This window comes from Leeuwenhoekiella sp. A16 (assembly GCF_047946675.1).
Classification (GTDB): Bacteria; Bacteroidota; Bacteroidia; order Flavobacteriales; family Flavobacteriaceae; genus Leeuwenhoekiella.
Window position 1 is genome coordinate 32,897 of sequence record NZ_CP172313.1, and the last position, 18,549, is coordinate 51,445.

Annotated in this window: 14 protein-coding genes; 13 read left to right on the forward strand and 1 reads right to left on the reverse strand. The window is 37.9% G+C overall.

The features are described from left to right. Positions 1-191: 191 nt before the first annotated feature. From ACH3O9_RS00150 to ACH3O9_RS00205, 12 genes are all read left to right on the forward strand, one after another. Positions 192-1,964: an AMP-dependent synthetase/ligase gene (locus tag ACH3O9_RS00150; protein ID WP_416443159.1), complete on the forward strand. Its 1,773-nt coding sequence runs from the start codon at positions 192-194 to the stop codon at positions 1,962-1,964. Positions 1,965-2,100: 136 nt separating this feature from the next. Next, entirely contained in the window at positions 2,101-2,556 is a 456-nt protein-coding gene (locus tag ACH3O9_RS00155; RefSeq protein WP_416443161.1) for a MarR family winged helix-turn-helix transcriptional regulator, read from the forward strand. Further along, a complete protein-coding gene (locus ACH3O9_RS00160; protein WP_416443163.1) occupies positions 2,556-4,964 on the forward strand; it encodes a 3-hydroxyacyl-CoA dehydrogenase NAD-binding domain-containing protein in 2,409 nt (802 codons plus the stop codon). Before ACH3O9_RS00155 ends, ACH3O9_RS00160 begins: the two co-directional genes overlap by 1 nt. A gap of 113 nt (positions 4,965-5,077) precedes the next feature. Continuing rightward, positions 5,078-6,268, forward strand: a complete 1,191-nt coding sequence (locus tag ACH3O9_RS00165) for an acetyl-CoA C-acyltransferase (protein ID WP_416443165.1) — start codon at positions 5,078-5,080, stop codon at positions 6,266-6,268. A gap of 111 nt (positions 6,269-6,379) precedes the next feature. Beyond that, positions 6,380-8,185 carry an acyl-CoA dehydrogenase family protein gene (locus ACH3O9_RS00170; protein WP_416443167.1) on the forward strand — a complete coding sequence of 602 codons (1,806 nt, stop codon included), beginning with the start codon at positions 6,380-6,382 and terminating at the stop codon, positions 8,183-8,185. A gap of 88 nt (positions 8,186-8,273) precedes the next feature. After that, positions 8,274-9,155: a TolB family protein gene (locus ACH3O9_RS00175; protein ID WP_416443169.1), complete on the forward strand. Its 882-nt coding sequence runs from the start codon at positions 8,274-8,276 to the stop codon at positions 9,153-9,155. Continuing rightward, entirely contained in the window at positions 9,142-10,329 is a 1,188-nt protein-coding gene (locus ACH3O9_RS00180; RefSeq protein ID WP_416443171.1) for an MFS transporter, read from the forward strand. The genes ACH3O9_RS00175 and ACH3O9_RS00180 overlap by 14 nt, the downstream gene beginning before the upstream one ends. Continuing rightward, positions 10,322-11,086, forward strand: a complete 765-nt coding sequence (locus ACH3O9_RS00185; RefSeq protein WP_416443173.1) for a sugar-binding protein — start codon at positions 10,322-10,324, stop codon at positions 11,084-11,086. Before ACH3O9_RS00180 ends, ACH3O9_RS00185 begins: the two co-directional genes overlap by 8 nt. A gap of 112 nt (positions 11,087-11,198) precedes the next feature. Continuing rightward, a complete protein-coding gene (locus tag ACH3O9_RS00190) occupies positions 11,199-12,314 on the forward strand; it encodes a mechanosensitive ion channel family protein (RefSeq protein WP_416443175.1) in 1,116 nt (371 codons plus the stop codon). A 106-nt stretch (positions 12,315-12,420) separates the two neighbouring features. Next, positions 12,421-13,200, forward strand: coding sequence for a HipA family kinase (locus ACH3O9_RS00195; RefSeq protein WP_416443177.1), 780 nt, complete (start codon positions 12,421-12,423; stop codon positions 13,198-13,200). Next, positions 13,190-13,573, forward strand: coding sequence for a DUF3037 domain-containing protein (locus tag ACH3O9_RS00200; protein ID WP_416443179.1), 384 nt, complete (start codon positions 13,190-13,192; stop codon positions 13,571-13,573). Before ACH3O9_RS00195 ends, ACH3O9_RS00200 begins: the two co-directional genes overlap by 11 nt. A gap of 44 nt (positions 13,574-13,617) precedes the next feature. After that, positions 13,618-14,253: an MOSC domain-containing protein gene (locus tag ACH3O9_RS00205; protein WP_416443181.1), complete on the forward strand. Its 636-nt coding sequence runs from the start codon at positions 13,618-13,620 to the stop codon at positions 14,251-14,253. Between the two features lie 104 nt (positions 14,254-14,357). Here the strand turns inward: ACH3O9_RS00205 and ACH3O9_RS00210 are convergent, their stop codons facing one another. After that, entirely contained in the window at positions 14,358-16,160 is a 1,803-nt protein-coding gene (locus tag ACH3O9_RS00210) for a glycoside hydrolase family 15 protein (RefSeq protein WP_416443183.1), read from the reverse strand. 95 nt (positions 16,161-16,255) lie between these two features. Here ACH3O9_RS00210 and ACH3O9_RS00215 point away from each other — a divergent pair, with 95 nt between their 5' ends. Then, the gene (locus ACH3O9_RS00215) at positions 16,256-18,463 is read left to right on the forward strand and encodes a bifunctional alpha,alpha-trehalose-phosphate synthase (UDP-forming)/trehalose-phosphatase (RefSeq protein ID WP_416443185.1); all 2,208 of its coding nucleotides are present in this window, start codon (positions 16,256-16,258) and stop codon (positions 18,461-18,463) included. Positions 18,464-18,549 lie beyond the last annotated feature (86 nt).

Here is an 18,549-nt window from a genome sequence, read left to right on the forward strand (position 1 = left end):
AAAATAAATATTATTCACTAAAAGGTAGAGCTCTGGTTAAACCCTTAAATAGTCAAATCCTTTTTACCGAAGGAGCCTCTTAAAACAAAAACAAATTACCATAACCTTAGTCAATTAGGTTTAATTTTAATAAAATAATAGAATATAGCCTGCATTTTTTATAATTTGCGAACCAATTATAGCAACAGCGCATGGAAATTAAACGCCTCTTTGACTTCCCGTATCATCAATTAGAGAAGTACAATCTGGAAAAAGCCCTGGTTACCAAATATAATGGTACCTGGACAGCCACTTCTACTCAATCATACCTTGATCAGGCAAATGCCATAAGTCGCGGACTTTTAAAACTGGGGGTAAAACCTAATGATAAAATCGCCCTGATATCTACTAATAACCGCACAGAGTGGAATATTATGGATATTGGCATTATGCAGCTTGGTGCGCAAAATGTTCCTGTATATCCCACTATCTCTGAAGAAGAATATGAATATGTGCTTAATCATAGTGGTGCAATCTACTGTTTCGTCTCTGATGAAGATGTACTGAAAAAAGTCAATGCCATAAAAGGGAATCTTCCATTACTAAAAGATGTGTATTGTTTTAACGATATACCAGGTTGTACAAGCTGGGAAGAAGTAAAAAAATTAGGCGCAGACCTCTCAACACAGGAAGAAGTAGAAGCTCTTAAAGCTATTGTGAAAGAAGATGACCTTGCTACACTCATCTATACTTCTGGTACTACAGGGAGACCCAAGGGAGTTATGTTAAGCCATAAGAACCTGGTAAGTAATGTTCTAAACAGCTGTACCCGGTTTCCTATAGAATCAGGAGGTAAGGCGTTAAGTTTTTTACCGGTTTGTCATGTTTATGAACGCATGCTTATCTACTTGTATCAATATAGCGGAGTGTCGATCTATTTTGCAGAATCTTTAGATACAATAAGTGAAAACCTTAAAGAAGTAAAACCCGAGGTTATGACCGCCGTGCCACGTCTTCTTGAGAAAGTTTACGACAAGATCATAGCAAAAGGAACCGAACAAAAAGGCATTAAGAAAAAATTATTTTTCTGGGCAGTAGAACTAGGTTTGGCCTACGAGCCTTATGGTGCAAATGGCTGGTGGTATGAAAAGAAACTCGCTTTAGCGCGAAAATTAATATTCAGTAAATGGCAGGAAGCACTTGGCGGCAATTTAAAAGTTATCGCTTCAGGAAGTGCTGCTCTGCAACCCAGGCTAGCTCGTGTGTACAATGCGGCAAATATCGCTGTGATGGAAGGTTACGGCCTCACTGAAACCTCTCCGGTAATTTCAGTAAATGATATGCGTAATCACGGTTTTAAAATTGGTACAGTAGGAAAACCTATCCCCGAGACTGAAATTAAAATAGCTGAAGATGGTGAGATATTAGTTAAAGGTCCGCAGGTAATGCTTGGTTACTATAAAGACGACGAAAAGACAAACGAGGTTCTTGAGAATGGATATTTTCACACAGGTGACATAGGTGAAGTTGATAATGAAGGCTTTCTTCGCATAACAGACCGCAAAAAGGAAATGTTTAAAACCAGCGGGGGTAAATATGTAGCTCCACAACTTATAGAAAATACCATGAAACAATCCCGCTTTATAGAGCAGATCATGGTTATAGGCGAAGGGGAGAAAATGCCGGCAGCTTTTATTCAGCCTAATTTTGAATTTGTACAGGAATGGGCAAAACGCAAAAATCTTGATCTTGGTAAGTCTAATGATGAATTGATCAATAAGCAAGAAGTAAAAGATCGTATTCAGGAAGAAGTAGATCTTTACAACGAGCGCTTTGGCAGGTGGGAGCGCGTGAAGCGTTTTGAACTTACTCCTGATATTTGGAGCATAGATGAAGGTCACCTCACTCCTACTATGAAATTAAAGCGTAGGGTCGTAAAAGAGAAGTATCTTGACCTTTATAATAAAATATACGAACGCAATTAATTATTAAAACTCCTATTCAAGGAGTTTTTTTATGGAAATTATATAACCGTTTGCCAACTTTACGAAATCGTTATATTTTTCTAATTTTACTATGCATGCATAGTAAAATTTAGTACATTTACGACATATTGAACTTATGAAAGATATTACAATAGACTATGCCCTTCGTGCCACTTGGCAGGCGGTGACCAAAATGTATAATGAGGAAGCTTCAAAATTTGACAGTACTATGGCGACTGGCTTTGCGCTATTAAGCATTGATCCTGAAGAAGGTACACCTTCTACAGCATTAGGACCACGTATGGGAATGGAAGCTACAAGCCTTTCGCGAACGCTAAAATCTATGGAGGAAAGAGGTCTAATTGAAAGAAAACCCAACCCTGCAGATGGACGTGGAGTATTGATACATCTTACAGAATTTGGTAGAGAAAAACGTGATTACAGTAAAGATCGGGTTTTACGGTTTAATGAGTCTATAAGAGAGAATATCTCTGATGAAAAAATAAAAAACTTTTTTGAGGTCATTCATGTTATTAATGACCTTATACAGAATAAGAAAATCTATAATCAACAAGAAACGCCTATAAAATAATGAGTAAAAGAAGAATTAATAAAGTAGCCGTTATCGGGTCTGGTATTATGGGAAGTGGCATCGCATGTCATTTTGCAAATATTGGGGTTGAAGTATTGTTACTTGATATTGTCCCCAGAGAATTGACAGATAGGGAAAAAGCTAAAGGTTTAACTCTTGAAGATAAAGTTGTGCGTAACCGTCTGGTTAACGAGCATCTTCAAAATTCATTAAAATCTAAGCCTTCTCCTATTTATCATCAGGATTTTGCCAATCGCATCACAACTGGTAATATGGATGATGATTTGTCTAAAGTCTCTGAAGTAGATTGGATTATTGAGGTTGTTGTTGAAAGACTTGACATCAAAAAGCAGGTTTTTGAAAAACTTGATAATTTTCGCACCCCGGGAACTTTAATTACTTCTAATACCTCAGGTATTCCTATTCGCTTTATGAGCGAAGGACGCAGCGAAGATTTTCAAAAGCATTTCTGCGGAACTCACTTTTTTAACCCTGCAAGATATCTTGACCTTTTTGAAATAATCCCGGGACCAGAAACCTCTGAAGATGTTCTTGATTTCCTTAATGGTTACGGCGAAAAATTTCTTGGTAAAACCGCTGTCGTAGCTAAAGATACTCCGGCTTTTATAGGTAATCGCGTGGGTATTTTCAGCATAATGAGTCTTTTTCATTCTGTAAAAGAAATGGGAATGACCATTGAAGAAGTTGATAAACTTACGGGTCCGGTAATTGGCCGGCCTAAATCTGCAACCTTTCGTACAGTAGATGTTGTTGGCCTTGACACTCTGGTTCATGTTGCAAACGGTATTTATGAAAATTGTCAGGATGATGAACGCCACGAACTGTTCAAACTTCCCAGTTTTATAGATACAATGATGCAGAACAAATGGCTGGGAAGTAAATCTGGTCAGGGTTTTTACAAAAAAGTAAGAAAAGATGATGGCTCAAGCGAAATACTTTCTCTTGATCTTGATTCTATGGATTACAGAGCGAGTAAACGTGCTTCTTTCGCAACGCTCGAGCTTACAAAAACCATTGACAATGTAAAAGACCGTTTTAAAGTTCTGGTTAACGGAAAAGACAAAGCTGGTGAATTTTACAGAAAAAATTTCGCTTCGCTTTTCGCTTACGTTCAAAACAGAATTCCGGAAATAACAGACGAACTTTATAAAATTGATGACGCCATGCGCGCTGGTTTTGGCTGGGAACATGGTCCTTTTCAAATATGGGACGCACTGGGAGTTCAGAAAGGAATTGAGTTGATGAAGCAGGAAGGTTTTGAACCTGCCGAATGGGTAAATAAATTAGTTGAAGACGGAAATGATTCTTTTTATAAAGTAAAAGAAGGTGCTACCTGGTATTATGATATTCCGAAAGGTGATTTTATCAAAAAACCGGGGCAGGATTCATTTATAATCCTTGATAACATTCGTAAAACCAATGAGGTTTTTAAGAATAGTGGTGTTGTTGTAGAAGACCTTGGCGATGGAATTTTAAATGTAGAATTTCAGTCTAAAATGAATTCTATAGGTGGTGATGTTCTGGCAGGCCTTAATAAAGCAATTGATATCGCAGAAAAAGATTTTGATGGACTAGTGATAGGAAATCAGGGCAAAAACTTCTCTGTAGGGGCTAATATCGGGATGATATTCATGATGGCCGTTGAGCAGGAATATGACGAACTCAATATGGCTGTAAAATATTTTCAGGACAGCTGTATGAGATTGCGCTACTCCTCTATTCCCGTAGTTGTTGCTCCACATGGTATGACACTTGGTGGTGGTTGTGAGATGACTTTACACGCAGATAAAGTGGTAGCAGCGGCAGAAAGTTATATTGGTTTGGTAGAGTTTGGCGTAGGTGTGATTCCCGGCGGTGGTGGTTCTAAAGAAATGGCGCTACGGGCGTCAGACACTTTTGAGAAAAACGATGTTGAGCTTAACCGTTTACAAGAATATTTTCTTACGATAGGAATGGCAAAAGTGTCTACATCTGCTTATGAAGCTTATGATACAGGAATTTTAAAACACGGTAAAGATATAGTTGTGGTTAACAAAGATCGCCAGATCGCAGCAGCGAAAGCTACTGCTCGTTTTATGGCAGATCAGGGTTACACAATGCCTATCAAGAGAAAAGACGTAAAAGTACTTGGCAAACAGGCCTTGGGTATGTTTTTAGTAGGTACAGATTCTATGGAAGCCGGAAAATATATAAGCGATCATGATAAGAAAATCGCAAACAAACTGGCTTATGTGATGGCTGGAGGTGATCTTTCTGAGGCTTCTTATGTAACTGAGCAATATTTACTTGATCTGGAGCGTGAGGCTTTTCTAAGTCTTTGTGGAGAACGCAAAACCCTGGAACGTCTGGAGCACATGATCAAAAAAGGAAAGCCGTTGCGTAACTAAGCCCCACCTAACCTCCCCAGTAGGGAGGAAATAATGAAAAAAGAAATTAGATATAATTCATAACTCGCTCCCTCTCCTTTGGAGAGGGTTGGGGTGAGGAAAACACTAAAAAAATGAAAACAGCATATATAGTTAAAGCATATCGTACTGCAGTGGGCAAAGCGCCACGAGGAGTATTCAGATTTAAAAGACCTGATGAACTCGCGGCAGAAACTATTCAGTACATGCTTAAAGATCTACCCGATTTCGACAAAAAAAGAATCGACGATGTCATTGTAGGTAATGCGATGCCAGAAGCCGAACAAGGTTTAAATATGGGTCGGTTAATTTCCCTTATGGGACTTAAAATTGAAGACGTTCCCGGAGTGACTGTAAACAGATATTGTGCTTCTGGTATTGAGACAATCGCAATGGCTTCCGCCAAAATCCAGGCAGGAATGGCAGATTGTATAATCGCCGGCGGAGCAGAAAGTATGAGTTACATCCCAATGGGTGGTTACAAACCTGTACCTGATTACAAGATGGCCAAAGAAGGTCATGAAGATTATTATTGGGGAATGGGCTTAACTGCAGAAGCTGTAGCAAATCAATTTAATGTTTCTCGTGAAGATCAGGATGAGTTTGCTTACAATTCGCATCAAAAAGCATTAAAAGCTCAGGCTGAAAACCGTTTTCAAGACCAAATTGTGCCAATTAATGTAGAGCATACTTTTGTAAATGAAGCCGGTAAGAAAGTTACTGAAACTTATACGGTTAACAAAGACGAAGGACCAAGAAAAGATACAAGCCTGGAGGTTTTGGGCAAACTAAGGCCGGTTTTTGCAGATGGCGGAAGTGTCACTGCAGGTAACTCTTCGCAAATGAGTGATGGTGCAGCTTTTGTACTTATCATGAGCGAAGAAATGGTTAAAGAATTAAATCTTGAACCAATAGCGCGTCTTGTAAATTTTGCAGCTGTAGGTGTTGAGCCCAGAATTATGGGTATAGGACCCGTAAAAGCGATCCCAAAAGCATTAAAACAAGCCGGCTTAAAACAGGATGATATTGATCTTGTAGAACTTAATGAGGCCTTTGCTTCTCAATCTCTTGCCGTAATTAGAGAATTAGGTTTAAATCCGGATATCGTAAATGTAAACGGCGGTGCGATTGCACTTGGTCACCCTTTAGGTTGTACAGGTGGTAAACTTTCAGTTCAATTATTTGATGAAATGCGTAAGCGTGATATGAAAGGGAAATACGGTCTCGTAACAATGTGCGTAGGTACAGGTCAGGGTGCTGCAGGGGTTTATGAATTCCTGAATTAAAGCCCCTCTAACTCCCCCAAAGGGAGAGAAATAATATTGAAACTAATTAAACTCTGCTCCCTCTCCTTTGGAGAGGGCTGGGGTGAGGAAAAAATTAAAAATGAATAAATAATGGAAACAGCAGAAAAAAAAGACATCCTACGTGGAGGGCAGTTTTTAGTAAAAGAAACCGCTTGCGAAGATATATTCACTCCTGAAGATTTCAGTGAGGAGCAAGTAATGATGAAAGAATCGGTTAAGGAATTTGTAGACCGTGAGGTTGTTCCCAATAAACCGAGACTAGAGAAAAAAGATTACGCACTTACTGAAGAAATTATGCGTAAAGCCGGTGAACTTGGTTTTCTTGGTGTTGCGGTACCGGAAGAATATGACGGACTTGGGATGGGATTTGTTTCTACCATGCTTGTTTGTGATTATATTTCTGGTGCTACTGGTTCTATCGCTACGGCTTTTGGTGCTCATACAGGTATTGGTACTATGCCAATCACATTATATGGGACCGAAGAACAAAAGAAAAAATACGTTCCTAAATTGGCAAACGGTGAATGGTTTGGTGCTTATGCTTTAACTGAACCGGGAGCAGGATCTGATGCGAATAGTGGTAAAACTAAAGCTGTTCTTTCTGAAGATGGTACGCATTACCTAATCAGCGGACAGAAAATGTGGATTTCAAATGCTGGTTTTTGCAACATGTTCATCGTTTTTGCACGCATAGAGGACGATAAAAATATCACTGGTTTCATTGTAGAACAAGATCCTTCAAATGGGATTTCTCTAGGTGAAGAAGAACACAAATTAGGTATTCACGCCTCCTCTACCCGTCAGGTTTTCTTTAGTGAAACTAAAGTTCCGGTTGAGAATATGCTTGCAGGTCGCGGTGAAGGTTTTAAAATTGCGATGAATGCACTTAACGTGGGTCGTATTAAACTTGCTGCTGCTTGTCTTGACGCGCAAAGACGTGTTGTTGACCACTCGGTAAAATATGCAAATGAGCGCATTCAGTTTAAAACTCCTATTTCAAGTTTTGGAGCTATAAAATCTAAATTGGCCGAAATGGCAACTTCTGCTTATGCCGGTGAAAGTGCTAGTTACCGCGCTGCAAAAAATATAGAAGACCGCATTGCTCTGCGCATGAGCGATGGCAACTCACATAGTGAGGCAGAACTTAAAGGTGTTGAAGAATATGCTATAGAATGTTCTATTCTTAAAGTTGCGGCTTCAGAAGATATCCAAAACTGTTCTGATGAAGGTATTCAGATCTTTGGCGGAATGGGCTTTAGTGCAGACACTCCTATGGAAGCTGCATGGCGTGATGCGCGTATCTCACGTATTTATGAAGGTACAAATGAGATAAACCGAATGCTTGCTGTGGGTATGCTTATTAAAAAAGCGATGAAGGGTCATGTTGATCTTTTAGGCCCTGCTATGAAAGTAGCAGATGAATTAACAGGAATTCCTTCTTTTGAAACTCCTGACTTTTCTGAAGTTCTCTCTGAAGAAAAAACAATGATCGCCAAATTGAAAAAGGTTTTCCTTATGGTTGCCGGTGGTGCGATTCAGAAATTTGGTCCAGAATTAGAACAACATCAACAGTTACTTTTAGCAGCTTCAGATATCCTTATCGAGATCTATATGGCAGAAAGTACAATATTGAGAGCTGAGAAAAACGCTAAACGTTTTGGTGAGGAATCACAAAAAGAGCAAATCGCGATGGCTAAGTTATATTTATATCATGCCGTTGATACCATCACTATAAAAGGAAAAGAGGGTATTGTTTCTTTTGCCGAAGGTGATGAACAACGTATGATGCTTATGGGTCTAAAACGCTTTACGAAATATCAAAATCAGCCAAATGTGGTTGCTTTACGTAACCTTATCGCTGATAAAGTTATTGCTGAAAACACGTATCCTTTTTAGAAAGAAGAAAATAAGTTTTAAAATTTTTGACTGAAGGCCTGTAAATTCAAAACTTACAGGCCTTTTTTATACCTTTCGCTAAATAATTATGATGAGATTACTTTTTATATTTCTTTTTTCAGGATTAGCATTTTGCCAAAATACAGATACTGAAATTTACTTATTTGATCTTGTTCCAAAAAACGCCTCTTTTGAAGTAAAAAACGGACAAAACATATCAAATAACGCAGGTTATGACAACCAACCTTCTTTTTCTGATAATGAAACGATTTTTTTTTCGCGAACGCGAAATGAACAAACAGATATTGCCTCTTACTATCTGAATACCAAAACTATAGACTGGCTTACAAATACAACTGAAGGTAGCGAATATTCCCCACAGCATATTCCTGACAGTGAATATTTTGCAGCCGTGAGATTAGATACTTCCGGGTTGCAAAGACTTTACAGATATAAAACAAAAGCCGGTGAAACTACCGCGATAAATGACCTGAAAACAGGATGTTTTGCTTTCTATGATAATTCGCAATTTATAAGCGCTGTGCTTTCCGGGAGTAGTCTGGATCTATATTTATCTGACACAAATACAAAAAAGGACACGTTAATCATAACAAATATTGGCCGGTCACTGTACAAAGTGCCTCATACTAAATCGATGAGCTACACTGTAGTAAATGATGATCAAAACCTGGATTTGTATTTACTTGATATGGCGGGTGACCTTGAAAGTTTTTTTGTTTGTGAGCTGCCTATTGGTATACAGGATTATGTTTGGCTCAATGATAGCCAAATACTTCTGGGAAGCCGTAACCGCCTATACATTTATGACACGCTGGGAGTCACTGAGTGGAAAGAACTAGCCTCGCTAGAATCTTATGATCTTGACAATATTACACGCCTGGCAGTAAGCCCAGATGGTAAACACCTTGCTGTTGTAGCAGAACCCAACAGCAACAATGACAAGCAATAGATCACTTGTTACAGTTATCATCGTGGTCGCTCAATTTCTGGGCACCTCACTGTGGTTTGTAGGCAACATAAGCATACCACAAATACCTTTACCAGATTTAGCTAGTACAGCCGCTATAGGTGCAGCACTTTCGGCGGTGCAATTGGGTTTTATTGGCGGAACTTTGATTTTTGCCTTTCTAGCGCTGGCAGACCGCTTCTCCCCTTCTAAAGTATTTTTTGTGAGCGCAATTTGTGGAGCTCTGGCAAATGCGGCTTTGCTACTCCCTAAAATTAATATTGAGCTCATTCTCGCATCTCGTTTTATAACCGGTTTCTTTCTTGCTGGTATTTATCCTGTGGGCATGAAAATAGCTTCAGATTATTATGAAAAAGGACTTGGTAAAGTTTTAGGATATCTTGTAGGTGCTTTAGTGCTTGGTACCGCTTTGCCTCATTTTATCAACAGTTTAGGAGTAGACTTTAGTTACCGATTTTTAACGCTTACAACCAGTTTTCTGGCCATTTTAGGCGGATTTTTAATCCTGATTGTAGTTCCTGACGGTCCTTTTAGAAAAAGGCAGCAGAAAATAAAATTGAAAGCGATACCAGAATTATTTAAAGTTGAAGGCTTTAGAAAAGCAGCTTTTGGGTATTTTGGTCACATGTGGGAGTTGTACGCTTTTTGGGGCTTTTTACCTGTTTTTATTCAGTTTTATGCCGATTTTTCTAATATCGAAATCAATATTCCGCTTTGGTCATTTATGATTATTGCTACAGGAGCTGTATCCTGCGCTTTGGGCGGTCACATAAGTTTTTATAAAGGAAGTAAAGCGGTTGCTTTAATGAGTTTAATTATTTCAGGATTGTTATGTTTTTGCTCTCCTTTTTTGCTCCATTTGCCTAAAGTCATTTTCTTAATTTCACTTATAATTTGGGGAGCAGCTGTGGTAGCAGATAGTCCGCAATTTTCTACATTAGTCGCTCAAAATTCGCTGGCAGAATACAGAGGCACCGCACTAACATTTGTAAACTGTATAGGTTTTGGCATTACTATTTTTAGCATTCAGGCATTTACATTATGGTCACAGCACGTAGACCCACAATACATTTTTTTAATTCTGGGAGCAGGACCTATATTTGGAATACTAAGTCTATTATCTTCAAAAAAGAAAACATCAATACACAATGAATAAAACTGCTCTTCCCGTCTATTTTCTTTCGCTTTTGCTATTTGTAAGTTGCAAAACAGAATCTGAAGCTCAACAAACTTTCGTAGTAAAAAATGATCAACAGCTTCGCGAAATAAAACTTGCAACCATTGCACCAGAAATTGATGGAATTGCAGATGATCCCGCATGGAAAGATGCAGAATGGAATGCTATGGATGAACGATGGATTGGAGAAAAATTTAGCAAAACAGATTTTGAAGGCAGATATAAATTAACCTGGACGCCGGAAGGACTTTATATTCTTGCCGAAATTAAAGATGATATTTTAGATGACCGTCATACAGATCCTCTTGATAATTTCTGGAATGATGACTGCCTTGAAGTTTTTGTTGATGAAGATAACAGCGGTGGTGACCACCAGTATAATTACAACGCATTTGCTTACCACATAGCCCTTGACGGAAATGTGGTAGACACTTCGCCAGCAGGCACTGCCAGACTTTACAACAGCAATGTAGAATCTGAGCGAAAAACAAACGGTAACACAACTACATGGGAAGTTCTGGTAACCATTTTTGATGATACTTATAACGATGAAAAGCCTAATGATCCCATTGTTCTAAAACCCAACAAGAAAATGGGTTTCGCAATAGCGTACTGTGATAATGACAGCAGCCCGGAGAGAGAGAATTTTATTGGCTCTATACCTGTAGCGGGCAAAGACAAAAACAGAGGCTGGATAGATGCGGGAATATTTGGCACATTGCTCCTAACGGAATAAATGCATATTTACTAACGTTATAGTAAATTCATTACCAAAGTTTTAAATTTTATTAACGCCACCGTTGCACATGTTTGTTTAGCTTTAAAATTAATATCAAAAAGCTAACCTTATGTTTTCTTCAATTGATTCTAATCTTGCGCGTTACCTGATCATTGGTATCGTTATTTCTGCTTTAGTTTTTGGTTTTCTGTATTACTTACTTCAGCGTCTGGGTAAAAGCCCCAAGAATATTCTGCCGGTAAATATCGCTGCTCGCATACGCATACCCATGGCTTTGCTCATCCTGTCACTTTTTTTGAGAATAGGAAGAGTTGTAAATGGTATTAGTCGTTTTATAAATCGTGACGTGCTGGGCCATATAGCTACAATTCTATTAATAATTAGTATCACATGGTTGTGCATAATTGCGCTCAGTATTTTTAAAAGTCGTGTATTACAGAGTTATGACATGAAATCTGCAGATAATATGTCTGCCAGAAAGGTATACACACAATTTACAATCCTTGAACGTGTTATTGTATTTCTACTCGTTTTATTTGCTGTAGGTATCGCTTTAATGAGTTTTCCCAGTATACGATCAATTGGAGCAACTATGTTGGGTTCGGCAGGTATAGCCGGTATAATAATTGGTTTTGCGGCACAAAAAGCGCTAGGGACTTTATTAGCCGGTATACAGATCGCTATTACGCAACCTATACGTATTGACGATGTTGTTATTGTAGAAAATGAATGGGGCTGGATTGAAGAAATATTTCTCACCTACGTCGTAGTTAAGATATGGGATAAACGCCGTCTCGTCTTGCCCACCACCTATTTTATAGATAAGCCATTCCAGAACTGGACGCGCAACTCTTCAGATATTTTAGGAACTGTTTTTATTCATACAGATTACAATGTACCTTTTGATGCACTCCGTAAAGAATTAACTCGATTACTCGAAAGCACACCACTTTGGGACGGACTCGTAAATGTGCTTCAGGTTACAGATGCTCAAGCCACTACAGTTGAGAGCAGAGCGCTTATGAGTGCAAAAGATTCACCCACGGCCTGGGATTTAAGAGTTTTCATCAGAGAAAAAATGATTGATTTCATTAGAGAAAATTACCCGGAAAGCTTACCTCGCACTCGTGTAGAAATGCTTGATCATACAAACAAGCAAGGTAAAACAGATCGCTCTCATCCCGCAGAAGCTAAATTGATGAAAGACAATAAAAATAATCAATAACTTCAAATTTATAATAATACTGCAATTAATCCTCGATGTATTCTTCGGGGATTAATTATTTATTAACCTATTTTAGTTCTCTAAAAAGTGATTTTATTTAGTACGTATGTATAAACTAGATATTAGAACAGTAAATGTTGTTCAATATGTACACCCACTGCGAGAAGGTGGTTCACTACCTGCCATAGTGAGGGCAGATGATGATTTTCTGTATGTACTAAAATTTAGAGGCGCCGGTCAAGGTAAAAAAGCTTTGATAGCAGAGTTTATAGGTGGAGAGCTCGCTCGAGCAATTAAATTGAAAGTGCCTGAACTGGTTTTTATGAATCTTGATGATTCATTTAGTAAAACAGAGCCAGATGAAGAAATTCAGGATCTCCTAAAATTTAGTGTAGGTTTAAATCTGGGGTTACATTTTCTCTCTGGTGCAATTACTTTTGACCCTTTAGTAAGTACAGTAGATGCTATGACCGCCTCAAAAGTGGTACTGCTGGACAGCATCATAAGTAATATTGACAGAACAGCTAAGAACAGTAATTTATTACACTGGAATCATGAACTCTGGGTAATAGATAATGGTGCCAGTTTTTACTTTCATCATGACTGGAAAAACTGGGAAAATCACCTAACCAGAACTTTCCCTCTTATTAAAGACCATGTACTTTTACAAAAAGCGACTCATTTAGAAGAGGCATCAAAAGAAATTCAAAATTTTATTAGTGCCGAAATAATTAAAGAAATTATTCTCAATATACCAGAAGAGTGGTTGATAAGCGAATCTGACTCTATGACTCCTGAGGAGATGAGAGCAGCATACATTCAGTTTATAAATACAAGATTGTCTAAGATTGATTTATTAGTTAAAGAAGCTGAAGATGCAAGATAAGGTTACATTTGAATATGCAATAATTAGAATTGTACCTAAAGTAGAACGAGAAGAATTCTTTAATGTGGGTGTTATTCTTTTTTCTAAGCGAAAAAAATTTTTAGGTATTAAATACCATATCAATCCAGACAAATTACAAGTGTTTGCATGTGAAATTGAGTTAGATATTCTTAACAACTATTTAGATGCGTGGAAATTAATCTGCGATGGGGAACCATCTGGCGGAAAAATAGGAAAATTAGAATTATCTGATAGATTTAGATGGTTAACCGCTTGCAGAAGTACAATTATTCAAAGCTCTAAAACTCATCCCGGTGTTAGTGATAACCCACAAAAAACATTAGAAGATATATTTAAAAAACATGTCTTATAAATTGGAATTTTAGTGTTAGAAGGAAATTTAATACCACACCAACCATGAAAATAATCTCTACCAATATTGCTAAACCCACTACTTTCATTTGGAATGGCAAAGAAGAAACTACCGGTATTTTTAAAAAACCTACTGGCCAACCTATTTATTTGACCAAAAATGACGTTGTAAACGATGAGGTTTCAGATCGATTGCATCATGGCGGATTTTATAAAGCCTGCTATATATTTTCGGCAGAGCAATATCCTTATTGGGAAAGTCTTTATCCTGAATTAGACTGGTGCTGGGGAATGTTTGGTGAAAACCTCACCGTTGCAGATTTTGATGAAAATGATGTTTTCTTAGGTGATATTTACAAGGTAGGAGAAGCTACTGTGCAAGTCTCTCAGTACAGAGAACCCTGCTATAAGTTTGGTTATAAATTCGGATCTCAAAAAGTCATCAAACAATTTATAGAGCACGGTTTTGGCGGCACGTATTTAAGCATTATTGAAGAGGGCCACGTAGCCGTTAATGATAAGTTCACATTACTAGAACGTACGCAGCATAAATTATCTGTAGCTTCCTTATTTAAGCTGGTTTATGCCAAAGAAAAAGAACAGGAACTGGTGCAGATCGCAGCAAGCAGCAAAGCAATACCTCCTAAGAAAAGAACATTTTTTAGTTCATTTCTTCAATAAAACATTTCTCTATTAAGAGAATTTCTATAAATTAAAAATCCGGCTAATTTTGCCGGATTTTTAGGGTTAAAAACCTGTTTTTTCAATATAAAAATTGGCTTTTTTTATTGAAATATCGGTTGAAAATGCTCCGGAATTTTAGAATCTCTTGAGAAATTAATCGCAGTTTCTATAAGTGCCAAATGTGAATATGCTTGCGGGAAATTACCCAATAAGCGCTTCGTCTTAAAATCTATATCCTCACTAAACAAGCCCAGGTGATTGCTGTATGAAAGCAATTGATCAAAGTGTTTTATTGCTTTTTCCTTCTCACCTATTTTATATAAACTGTCTATATACCAGAATGAGCATATTGTAAACGATGATGTAGGCTGCCCAAAATCGTCATCATTTTTATAGCGATACATGAGACCGTCACGGCAGAGTTCACGCTCAGTTGCCTGCACGGTTGCAATAAAACGGGCGTCGTCTGCCTGTATAAATCCGTAAGATTCCATAAGCAATGTAGAAGCATCCATATCGTAAGAACCGTAGGATTGCGTATATGCCTGCAGATCATCATTCCATGCATTTTGATAAATATCAGCATAGATCTCAGATCGTACTTCCTTCCACTTTGCAATATTTCTGGTTCTCCCCAGCACCTCTCCTATTTTTATAGCTCTGTCTACTGCTACCCAACACAGAAGTTTTGAGAATGTAAAATGTTTGTCTTCTGTGCGTAACTCCCAAATACCTTTATCAGGTTCTTTCCAGTGCTCTTCCACAATATTAACAATGCCCCCTACTATAGTCCATAATTCTTCACTGTTCTCAAGAGAAGTTTCAAATTGTATAAATTGCTGAAAGATAACTTCCATCAAGATCCCGTAAATATCATTTTGCCGTTGTACATAGGCAGCATTACCTATACGTACCGGTGCAGAACCTTTGTAACCAGAAAGATGATCAAGCGTTTGCTCGGTTAGTTCTTTCTCCCCATTAATGCCATACATGATCTGCATTTTCTCATCTTTATCAGGTATAAGATCTATAATAAATTGTAGAAATTTTCTGGCAGATTTTGTGTGTCCCAGGCTTGATATTACACGTATCACCATAGAGGCATCGCGTACCCAGCAAAACCTGTAATCCCAATTACGCACCTCGCCTATAGTTTCTGGCAATGAGGTTGTAGCTGCTGCGAGTACAGCACCAGATTTTTCAAAAGTGAGTGCTTTTAAAGTTAATGCGCTTCTAATGATCTCATTTTGATACCTTGGATAGTTAGTTGTAAGATCACTCCAGTTCATCCAGTAAACCTTGGTACGTTGAAATTTAAGGTATGACCTGTCAAGCGTTTGCTTCATCAACTTTTCATGATATGAAATGAGAATAAACCCATTCTTCTTAAGCGTGATTTTTTTTCGCTTTAAAATATCATCATGATTAAAATCTGTATAGAAATATAAAGAATCATATTTTCCGGCCTTTGTATAACTTTCAAGATATTCACCCCTGTTCTTTGTGTAGGTTTCTTCTTTAGCATATTCAAGCTTGGGGTCGTATGCGATACTGAATTTTGGTTCACCCTTAATCAGGCGAAAAAACCGCACGATATCTGGCGGTGCATAAAAACTACCGTCTTTTTTTTCATAGCGCGGCATAAAATCAATGACTTGAAAAGAATCTGTACCATTGTCAAAAGTGGTACTTAAGATATTGGTTTCCCAGAGATATTCCTGACTTATTTCATAATCTTCACTTATTTCAAAACCAAGACTTCCGCCTTTATCATTGTCTAGTATTTTAGCGAAAACTGAAGCAGAATCAAAAATGGGTAAACAGCACCAGTCTATAGAACCTGATTTTGATATGAGGGCTGCGCTTTTACAGTTTCCTATTATTCCGTAATTTAAATTATCCATATGTATCTTAAAAGTTCTTTAATGCGGTAGCTAAACCGCCCATATTTTCCGAAATTTAAGCATTAAAAGAAAAACCAAGCCCAATTAACCTATTTATGAGCAAAACCATCATAATTTCAAACCGCCTTCCTTTACAATTAAAGATCGATAATAAGACTGTACAAGCCACTCCCAGTATAGGTGGTCTTGCCACCGGCATGAAATCTGTACACCGCGATGGCAATGGTGTCTGGATAGGATGGCCCGGCCTTACCGAAGAGGAAATACCATCTGATCTTATGGATGACGTCATTGATGAAACCATAAAAGAGCAATGTATTCCTGTTTTACTTACGGAAGATGATATAAATGGGTTTTACTATGGTTTCAGTAATCGTACAATTTGGCCGCTTTTTCATTATTTCATGGAGTTTACCGAATTTGAAAATGAAAGTTGGGAAAGCTATAAAGAGGTAAATGAAAAATATGCTGAGGTTGTGCTTGACAATATTGAAGATGGCGACACGGTCTGGATTCACGATTACCAGTTAATGTTACTACCACAGCTTATAAAAGCTAAAAGACCAGATGTATCTATAGGTTTCTTTCTACACATACCTTTCCCTTCGTATGAAGTATTTAGAACATTACCGTGGAGGGAAGAAATTTTAAAAGGCTTGTTAGGTGCAGATCTTATTGGTTTTCACACTTATGATTATGAACGTCACTTTTTAAGTTCAGTAAGGCGTATTTTAAGGCATGAGATCAACTTTAATGAGATCATTATTAAAGATCGCATTGTTACTGTTAATTCATTCCCCATGGGGATTGATTATAACAAATTTGCAGAAGCCGCTAAAAAACACGATCAGGAAAGTGGTCAATCAGAACTGCAACGCAGGCTAGATTTACACTTAGATTCTACGCCAGAAGCAAAAATGATACTGTCTATTGACAGACTTGATTACACAAAAGGTATTGCAAACAGATTACGGGCTTATGAGTATTTTTTAGAGAAATATCCAGAATTTAAAGAAAAAGTGAGACTGGTAATGCTTGCTGTTCCTTCGCGTTCTAATGTACCGCAGTACCAGCTTTTAAAGAAAGAAGTAGATGAATTAGTAGGACGCATAAACGGTAAATTTGCTTCTGTAAGCTGGACGCCTATTTGGTATTTTTACCGCTCTATGCCTTTTGAAAATCTCATCGATCTGTATACAACATGTGAAGTTGCCTTGCTCACACCTATTCGTGACGGGATGAATCTAGTTGCCAAAGAATACGTTGCTACAAGAACAGATAAAAGAGGTGTACTTATTTTGAGCGAAATGGCGGGTGCTGCACAAGAAATGAACGAGGCCTTAATCATCAACCCAAACAACTTTGAGCAAATTGCAGATGCGATGAAAACCGCGCTTGAAATGCCAGAAGCAGAACAGATAAAACGCAATACTTCTTTACAGAAACGTCTTAAAAGATACAATGTTGAGAAATGGGCAGATGATTTTATGAGCAGTTTAAATGAAACGCAGGAAAGAACAGCCCTTGTCAAAGCTAAACGCGTAAACAAAGAAGTGCAGGAAAAAATACTTTCAGCTTTCGCGGAATCTGAAAAACGCATACTTTTTCTCGATTATGATGGTACTTTAAGAGGTTTTGTAAGCAATCCTGAAGATGCAGAACCCGATGAGGAAATGATAAATCTCATAAAAACACTGCAAAATCAGCCCAATACTGAAGTGGTAATAATTAGCGGAAGAGATCGTCATACTTTAGGAACCTGGTGGCAGGAAGTGCCAATAACGCTTATAGCAGAGCATGGCGTCTGGAAAAGACTTACCGGCGGTGAATGGGAAATGACAGAGAATGTAAAAAAAGACTGGATGCCACAGGTACGCCCCATTCTGGAAAGTTTTGTAGACCGTACTCCGGGAACTTTTATAGAAGAGAAAAATTACTCTCTTGCTTTTCATTACAGACAGGCAGATCCTGAGTTAGGCGCTAAACGAGCTAATGATCTCTCTACTGTGATAAAAGAGTTGACGAGCACACATGAGTTAAGTGTTCTTGACGGTAATAAAGTTTTAGAAATTAAAACCAGCGGTGTAAATAAAGGTAAGGCGGTAACAAACCATATCTTCAAAAAAGACTATTCTTTCATTTTCTCAATTGGCGATGACTGGACAGACGAGTTTATGTTTCAGGATCTGCCAGAAGAAGCCTATACAGTTAAAGTAGGTTTACATAAAACCGCAGCTAAATTTTATGTTGACGATACAGATCATGTACGTGAACTTTTAAAAGAATTTGCAGCACGCGGATAATACGTACTAAATACTTACTTTTACTTTAAACCAATCCACTATTCATGAGAATAACCTCTACCCTTGCATTGATTGCCCTTTTTAGT